6 protein-coding genes are annotated in these 6,679 nt (G+C 41.7%); 1 reads left to right on the top strand and 5 read right to left on the bottom strand.

Features of this window, described 5'->3' with window-relative positions; genetic code table 11:
• Positions 1-256, top strand: a 256-nt coding sequence (locus C5745_RS20525; RefSeq protein ID WP_207795849.1) for a hypothetical protein, incomplete at its 5' end; no start/stop codon positions are given.
• Here C5745_RS20525 and C5745_RS18650 read toward each other — a convergent pair.
• From C5745_RS18650 to C5745_RS18630, 5 genes are all read right to left on the bottom strand, one after another.
• Entirely contained in the window at positions 243-1,469 is a 1,227-nt protein-coding gene (locus C5745_RS18650; RefSeq protein WP_105718531.1) for an MFS transporter, read from the bottom strand. The two genes, C5745_RS20525 and C5745_RS18650, sit on opposite strands and share 14 nt — an antisense overlap.
• Before the next feature lie 210 nt (positions 1,470-1,679).
• On the bottom strand, positions 1,680-2,267 hold the full coding sequence (locus C5745_RS18645; protein WP_105718530.1) for a uracil-DNA glycosylase family protein: 588 nt from the start codon (positions 2,265-2,267) through the stop codon (positions 1,680-1,682).
• A 21-nt stretch (positions 2,268-2,288) separates the two neighbouring features.
• Entirely contained in the window at positions 2,289-3,104 is an 816-nt protein-coding gene (locus tag C5745_RS18640; protein ID WP_207795848.1) for a ZIP family metal transporter, read from the bottom strand.
• Between the two features lie 185 nt (positions 3,105-3,289).
• The gene (locus tag C5745_RS18635; RefSeq protein WP_105718528.1) at positions 3,290-5,236 is read right to left on the bottom strand and encodes a polysaccharide biosynthesis protein; all 1,947 of its coding nucleotides are present in this window, start codon (positions 5,234-5,236) and stop codon (positions 3,290-3,292) included.
• A 602-nt stretch (positions 5,237-5,838) separates the two neighbouring features.
• Complete coding sequence (locus C5745_RS18630) at positions 5,839-6,675, bottom strand: MBL fold metallo-hydrolase (RefSeq protein WP_105718527.1); 837 nt, start codon at positions 6,673-6,675, stop codon at positions 5,839-5,841.
• Between the last annotated feature and the right edge of the window lie 4 nt (positions 6,676-6,679).

Here is a 6,679-nt window from a genome sequence, read left to right as displayed (position 1 = left end):
GTTTTTCAAAAAAGCAAAAAATATTTTTTTATTTTCTCCTCTCTCCCCGGCCCAAGGTCCCGAAGGACCGCCGTACTCCCTCGCGGAGTGGTGCAAAGGTAGAGATTCCGGGCATAAAACGCAAGCCCAAACACCCTTTTTTCGCCCCGAAGGACCCAAAACCCTGGAAAACTGCACGATAGTTTTTGAAAATCCCCCTCCCAGGACCGCACAGGGACGGAACGAAGGCAGCCCGGCGCGCATCAGCTATGCTTAACATTCGGCAAAAACCAAGTCACTATACCGATCAGCGGAAGATAAGCGCAAATCCGAAATACATATTCAATACTAGTATGATCCGCCAACCAGCCCAGAAAAGCAGACCCCAGTCCCGCAATCCCGAAAGCAAATCCGAAAAATAACCCCGCAATCATACCCACTTTGCCAGGAACCAAATCCGTAGCATACACTAGAATGGCAGAAAAAGCAGAAGAGATTATCACCCCAATAGTGATTGCTAATATAACGGTAAGCGTCAAATCAACATGTGGCAACACCAAGGTGAAAGGAGCCGCGCCCAAAATGGAAATCCATATAATCAATTTACGTCCAAACCGATCACCCAGCGGACCACCTAATATAGTACCCACCGCTACTGCCGCAAGAAATGCGAATAAATAAAACTGTGAATCCTGAACACTTAAACCAAATTTACCTATCAAATAAAAGGTAAAGTAGCTAGTCATGGAGGTCATATAAATATACTTAGAGAAGATCAGCACAAGTAAAATGATGATAGAGCACACAACCTTTCCATGACTCAATACATACCTTCGACTGTCAGGCTTACGTCCACTTACATTCGGACCACTCGTTCGCATTTCCTGTTGCTCTATACTCCCTTTATACCATTTCCCCACTACGGACAACAGTAAAATCCCAACAAAAGCAATCAAACAAAACCATCGAATATGATCCTGTCCATGAGGTATAATAATTAATGCTGCCATAAGCGGGCCAACGGCACTACCTGCATTCCCACCTACTTGAAAAATAGATTGTGCAAGTCCCTTTTTGCCTCCCGATGCAAGTTGCGCGACACGAGAGGCTTCCGGATGGAAAATGGACGAACCTATTCCCACTAAACAAACGGAAAGGAGAACCAACAAATAGTTCGAAGCTAGTGATAATGACATCAACCCGATTAATGTAATCCCCATACCAATAGCAAGTGATCTTGGATTTGGTCTTTTATCTGTATAACGCCCTACAAAAGGCTGTAATATTGAAGCAGACAATTGGAAAGCCAACGTGATAAGACCAATCTGCGTAAAATTTAAATTAAAATCTTTCTTTAGCATTGGATAGATCGACGGTATAACCGCCTGCAATAAGTCATTGATAAAGTGACCAAAGCTAATTGCGAATAAGATGCTGTATATCGTTCCTTTTACCACCGGATTTGTGGATGATCTTATTACTGCTTTCATAATCGTTTCCTACTAACGGATTTTTATTTATTTAAAATGAATGCGGTGTACAAAAATTAAAGACACGCATCTGCTTATTTGTAAATTTAAACTACACCTCTGCTTAAAAACATAAATTTTTGGCACAGAATTTGCACTACTTTTGACTCATAATTTAGGTTAATAATTGGTTTGGAAACCCTGAAGTCGCCCGACTTCGGGGTTTCTTTTTTACTTTCCCAAGATCCGATCGACCCGTTCTTGCAGTTCGGGAACAACTTCTTCTTTAAACCATGGATTTTTTGACATCCAGATAAAATTCCTTGGCGAAGGATGTGGTAATGGAAAATGCCTAGGCAAATAATGTTGAAAATTTTTCACAGTCTCCGTCAACGTCTTTTGCTTTCCCTCCAAAAGGTAGTAGGATTGTGCATACCTACCAATTAGTAAGGTTAGTTCCACGTTTTGCAATTGCGCCAGCACACGTTCATGCCATAAAGGAGCGCATTCTGCGCGAGGGGGTAAATCTCCACTTTTCCCTTTTCCCGGATAACAAAATCCCATGGGGACAATAGCGAAATGTTTGGAATCATAAAATATTTCTTCAGTAACCCCCAACCAACCCCTAAGTTCTCTTCCACTTTGATCATCCCAGGGGATGCCCGATAAATGTACTTTCATGCCTGGAGCCTGCCCTATAATCAAAATTCTTGCTTGGTCATTAACTGTCAACACTGGGTTGGCCCCCGATGGCAGCTTCGGCTCACAGACCGTACAACATTTTATATCTAAATATAACGCCCTAGCTTCCTCATTCATACCCACGCGTTTTATTCATTATCAACCCAACACGACATCTAGAGACATCATTAAAATAAATCCACCAATAAAACCTAACGTTGCCCAATCCGAATTCTTGTTCTGCTGTGCTTCGGGAATCACCTCTTCCACCACGACAAACATCATAGCACCAGCAGCAAATGCCAGCGCGTATGGCAATATTGGGGTAAAGAATGCCACCGCAAACGCACCCAATACCGCGGCTACCGGCTCTACAACAGCGGATAGCTGCCCATAATAAAAGCTCTTACGTCGCGAGATCCCCATGCGACGCAACGGCATAGCAACAGCGATACCTTCAGGAAAATTCTGCAGCCCTATTCCGACGGCTAACGCAACAGCGCCCCCGATACTTGCCTCAGGAACGCCCGCGGCAACCGCCCCAAAGAGTACGCCGACAGCAAGTCCTTCAGGAATATTATGCAATGTTATGGCTAACACCAATAATGTTGTTTTCTGCCATGGTGATTTCACACCTTCGACCTGCTTAAAATTAACATGGAAATGCGGCAATAATTTATCTAGTAAAAAAAGAAATCCGGTCCCCATCAAAAAACCTATCACTGCCGGCAACACTTGCATAAACCCTTCGCCGTCGCTCATGTCTATAGCGGGGATTAATAGACTCCATATACTTGCCGCGACCATCACGCCACCTGTGAAGCCTAACATCGCATCGAGAAAATTCCGATTCATGGTCTTAAAGAAAAAGACAAATGCCGCTCCTAAAGCGGTAACCAGCCAGGTAAAAGTCGATGCATACAACGCCGCTAATACGGGGTTAATTCCCGAAAAATAGTTAATAACTTGATCCATTATTTTATGCTCTGGGCTATATCCTGTACAAAGTTAACACAAAAAATCCTGAAGCGGGGAACTTCAGGATTTTTCTACTAACCAATTATTAATTAACCTAAATTATGAAAAAAATTACTCTATTGTTATCTTTAAAACGCAGGAGCTCACACTTTATTTTTTCCAAGCACCCCATTTAACATCTTTTAACGATTGACCTCGTCTACTATCGAATCTTTATTGTCCAATTGATCAAAGACCGAATTTTGAGATATAAACTCAGGAACCACAGCTTTCAATTGACGAACAATCTCTAAATCAGCATACTGTATTGATCCATCACTATGTTCGACAAGGCGACATAGTATATCAATCTGTTTTCGTTTTGCTGGCAAATCCGCTGTACAGACTTTCGCTATCATAATTTTTGGATGGTGAGTCTTAAGGGTATCCTCATTGTTGGCCAAAAGCTCCTCGTAGATTTTTTCACCGGGCCGCAATCCGACAATCTTAATGTCGATATCTTGCGGATAACGATAGCCTTTTAACTTAATCATACGTTTAGCTAAGTCTATAATTTTGACCGATTTACCCATATCAAAAACAAATATCTCTCCTCCCCTACCCATGGTTCCAGCTTCTAGAACCAGCTGGCAAGCTTCCGGAATGGTCATAAAAAAACGTGTGATATCTGGATGCGTCAGCGTTAACGGTCCACCTTTCGCAAGTTGCTTTTCGAAAAGCGGAATAACCGAACCATTAGATCCTAGTACGTTTCCAAAACGCGTAATAATAAAATTGGTATCGCCCTTTCCATTGCAAGAATTGACATAAATCTCCGCAGCTCGTTTGGAAGCACCCATAACATTTGTTGGATTGACGGCTTTATCCGTAGAAATCATCACAAACTTATAGACGCCATATTCCATCGACAAATCGGCCATAATGCGACTGCCATATACATTCGTCCAAACAGCTTCGTAAGGGTTTGCCTCCATTAACGGCACGTGTTTATACGCTGCTGCGTGAAAGACCACATCGGGGTTATGAATTTCGAATATACGTCGCATAAACGTTTTGTCGCGCACATCTCCGACGATAAAACAGGCCTCATTTGGCTTAGAAGTATGGATCGTTTGCTGCACGTCATATAGTGCCGACTCCGCTTGGTCCAATAGAATGATTCTCCTGTAGGGTAGAATAGCTATCTGTCGCGCAAGCTCACTTCCGATAGAGCCCGCAGCACCTGTTATCAATATTGTCCGTCCTTTTAGTTCCCTTTCTACAACAGGGTTATCCAATTTAATGGGCTTTCTTCCCAAAAGGTCCTCAATTCGCAATTGACGAATTTGCCGTTTCCCTCCTCCACTGAGTAGAGAACGACCGGGTTGCATAATCTTTAATTCGATATTCAAATTATGGAAATGGTCAGTCACGCGTGAGAGACGCTCTGGGTTATCGTTCTCCACAGCGATAATAACCTCGTCTATATCATTTTTTCGAACAAAATTTTCATCAATTTCGGTGATATGTAAAATCCGTATGCCCCGTGAGTTTTTCCCCACCCTATTGGGTTTATCTTCCACAAACGCGATGACCTTATTTTTTGATCGAATATCGTCCTGCAGCATAGCATATGCTACCAGACCGGGCCTGGAGGCACCAAAAATAAGCACGTGTCTACTTTTCCGTTTTGTAAAAAAAAGCAGTTCATAAATCTGTCTATAAGCTACTCTCGCCGCGACCAACATGACCATAGTAAAAAAGCCATGGGAAAAGACTACAGCATAGGATAAACGGAAGTATTCTGCCCATACTGAATCCTTCTCCGCAGTGGACCGAACTAATAAAGTAATGAGGAAAAGCCCCATACAGGCCAACCAGACTGTCTTGAAAATACGTATGGCTTCACTAAGACCAGTATGCCGCACAATTTCGCGATAGGTCTTCATGAACAGAAAAGACATCAGATAAACCGATAAGACTAATATGCTTTTCTTCAACATTAAGTCTATATCAAATTCACCCAAAAAACTATTTAAAATAAAATTGAACGCCACGTAGCACCCAAATACGATAATAATGTCAATCAATAAAATAACCCACCGCGGGTTATCTTTCCGCAACTTTTTCTTCAGTACATTTAAATCCATCCTTGGATAGTCTAGTTCTATTATCTTGTTACAATAAATTTTCCCGGTACAATTTTTCTTAAATATAACTTACCTCTTGATGAAATGTTTCCGGAAGGAGAACCGGTATTCAGTTTGTGTCGACAACTAAACTAATCGTCGCATTTTATCTACACTCCGTCCTAAAACTCGTTCGCTCTGTATTCCGTTTCAGTTATCCGAGCCTATGCAATGTCAAAAGCTCGACTATTAAAACAAACACAAATAAAACAAAAACCCAAAACGTTCGTGCCGCGAACGGCACACGATCATACTTATCTCTTAACTTGTTCATATTTTTTCATCACTATATTAACGCCGGCGGATGAATTCTCCGAAACATCGCGGTAGTTGCACTTTTCTTTCAAGAAGTATGCCGAATCGTCAGCAGATCGTATAATTACCCTCTTTTTGTAAAATAAATGTTATACAACGGAACTGATTTTGAAAAAGAAAGAAAACGCCGTATCTTTGTAGTATCATAATTTAGGTTTATAATTGGTTAGCTAAAGGTTTTCATTCTCCCCGTTTGAAAACCTTTTTTTTTGAATTCGACAAAAATTCGCAACAGATTAATGCCGAAGTTACGATTCTGGAAAAACGATAGTTCCCTGACAAGATAATTGGCGTACAAAAATCTCTTTCGTACTTTTCGAAGAAAAAAACTGACTATCAAATAACTCCGTCTCCTGACAACGCGTCGCGATGGACAATCTAATATCCTTACAGTATAGCGAAAAAGCTTGTTGCACAAGCTCCACCGTGTTATTCTGTCCCGAAAGATGTCCCAATATCAAATGTTGGAGACGGGATGTCCGATATTCCAAAAATGTTTCCAATGCCATGCGATTAGAAAGGTGCCCCAAGCCATTCCGTATTCTATTCTTCAAAAAGAAAGGATAGCTTCCCCTATCCAACAATTCTTCATCGTAATTTGTCTCCAATAAAAGAACGTCCACCTTTTGGATCACCTGTTTTATATTATCACAAATACGTCCGATGTCGGTCAGCACACCAATATTAATATCACCATTTGAAACCAAAAAGCTACAGGGCTCTTGTGCGTCATGGTATTTAGGTATACCGCGAATCGTCAAGCCACCGACTACTATTTCGTCATCCCGACGAATTATACGTATTAAGTTTTCGGGGAGCTTTAATCGCGAACCGCGGTATGAACCAGCAGTCATATACACAGGAATTTGATAACGCTTAGAAAAGACCGACACCCCTCGGATGTGATCCGTATGCTCATGCGTAATAAAAATGGCTTTGACAGAAGCCGGGTCTATGCCGACATTCGCCATACGCTGCTCCACATGTTTAGTATTGATACCGATATCTACCAAGACCGCATTGTTCCCTTCCGCTATATAGTAGCAGTTTCCATTACTTCCAGATGCTAATGCACAATATCTCATACTT

Origin of the sequence: Sphingobacterium haloxyli (genome assembly GCF_002980525.1) — a bacterium.
GTDB classification, from domain to species: domain Bacteria; phylum Bacteroidota; class Bacteroidia; order Sphingobacteriales; family Sphingobacteriaceae; genus Sphingobacterium; species Sphingobacterium haloxyli.
This window is presented reverse-complemented; position numbering and strand designations above follow the sequence as displayed.

What these genes read in the sequence shown, in the direction of transcription:
- C5745_RS18650 (WP_105718531.1), bottom strand. Translation starts at nt 1,469, where the DNA reads ATGAAAGCAGTAATAAGATCATCCACAAATCCGGTGGTAAAAGGAACG.
- C5745_RS18645 (WP_105718530.1), bottom strand. Translation starts at nt 2,267, where the DNA reads ATGAATGAGGAAGCTAGGGCGTTATATTTAGATATAAAATGTTGTACG.
- C5745_RS18640 (WP_207795848.1), bottom strand. Translation starts at nt 3,104, where the DNA reads ATGGATCAAGTTATTAACTATTTTTCGGGAATTAACCCCGTATTAGCG.
- C5745_RS18635 (WP_105718528.1), bottom strand. Translation starts at nt 5,236, where the DNA reads ATGGATTTAAATGTACTGAAGAAAAAGTTGCGGAAAGATAACCCGCGG.
- C5745_RS18630 (WP_105718527.1), bottom strand. Translation starts at nt 6,675, where the DNA reads ATGAGATATTGTGCATTAGCATCTGGAAGTAATGGAAACTGCTACTAT.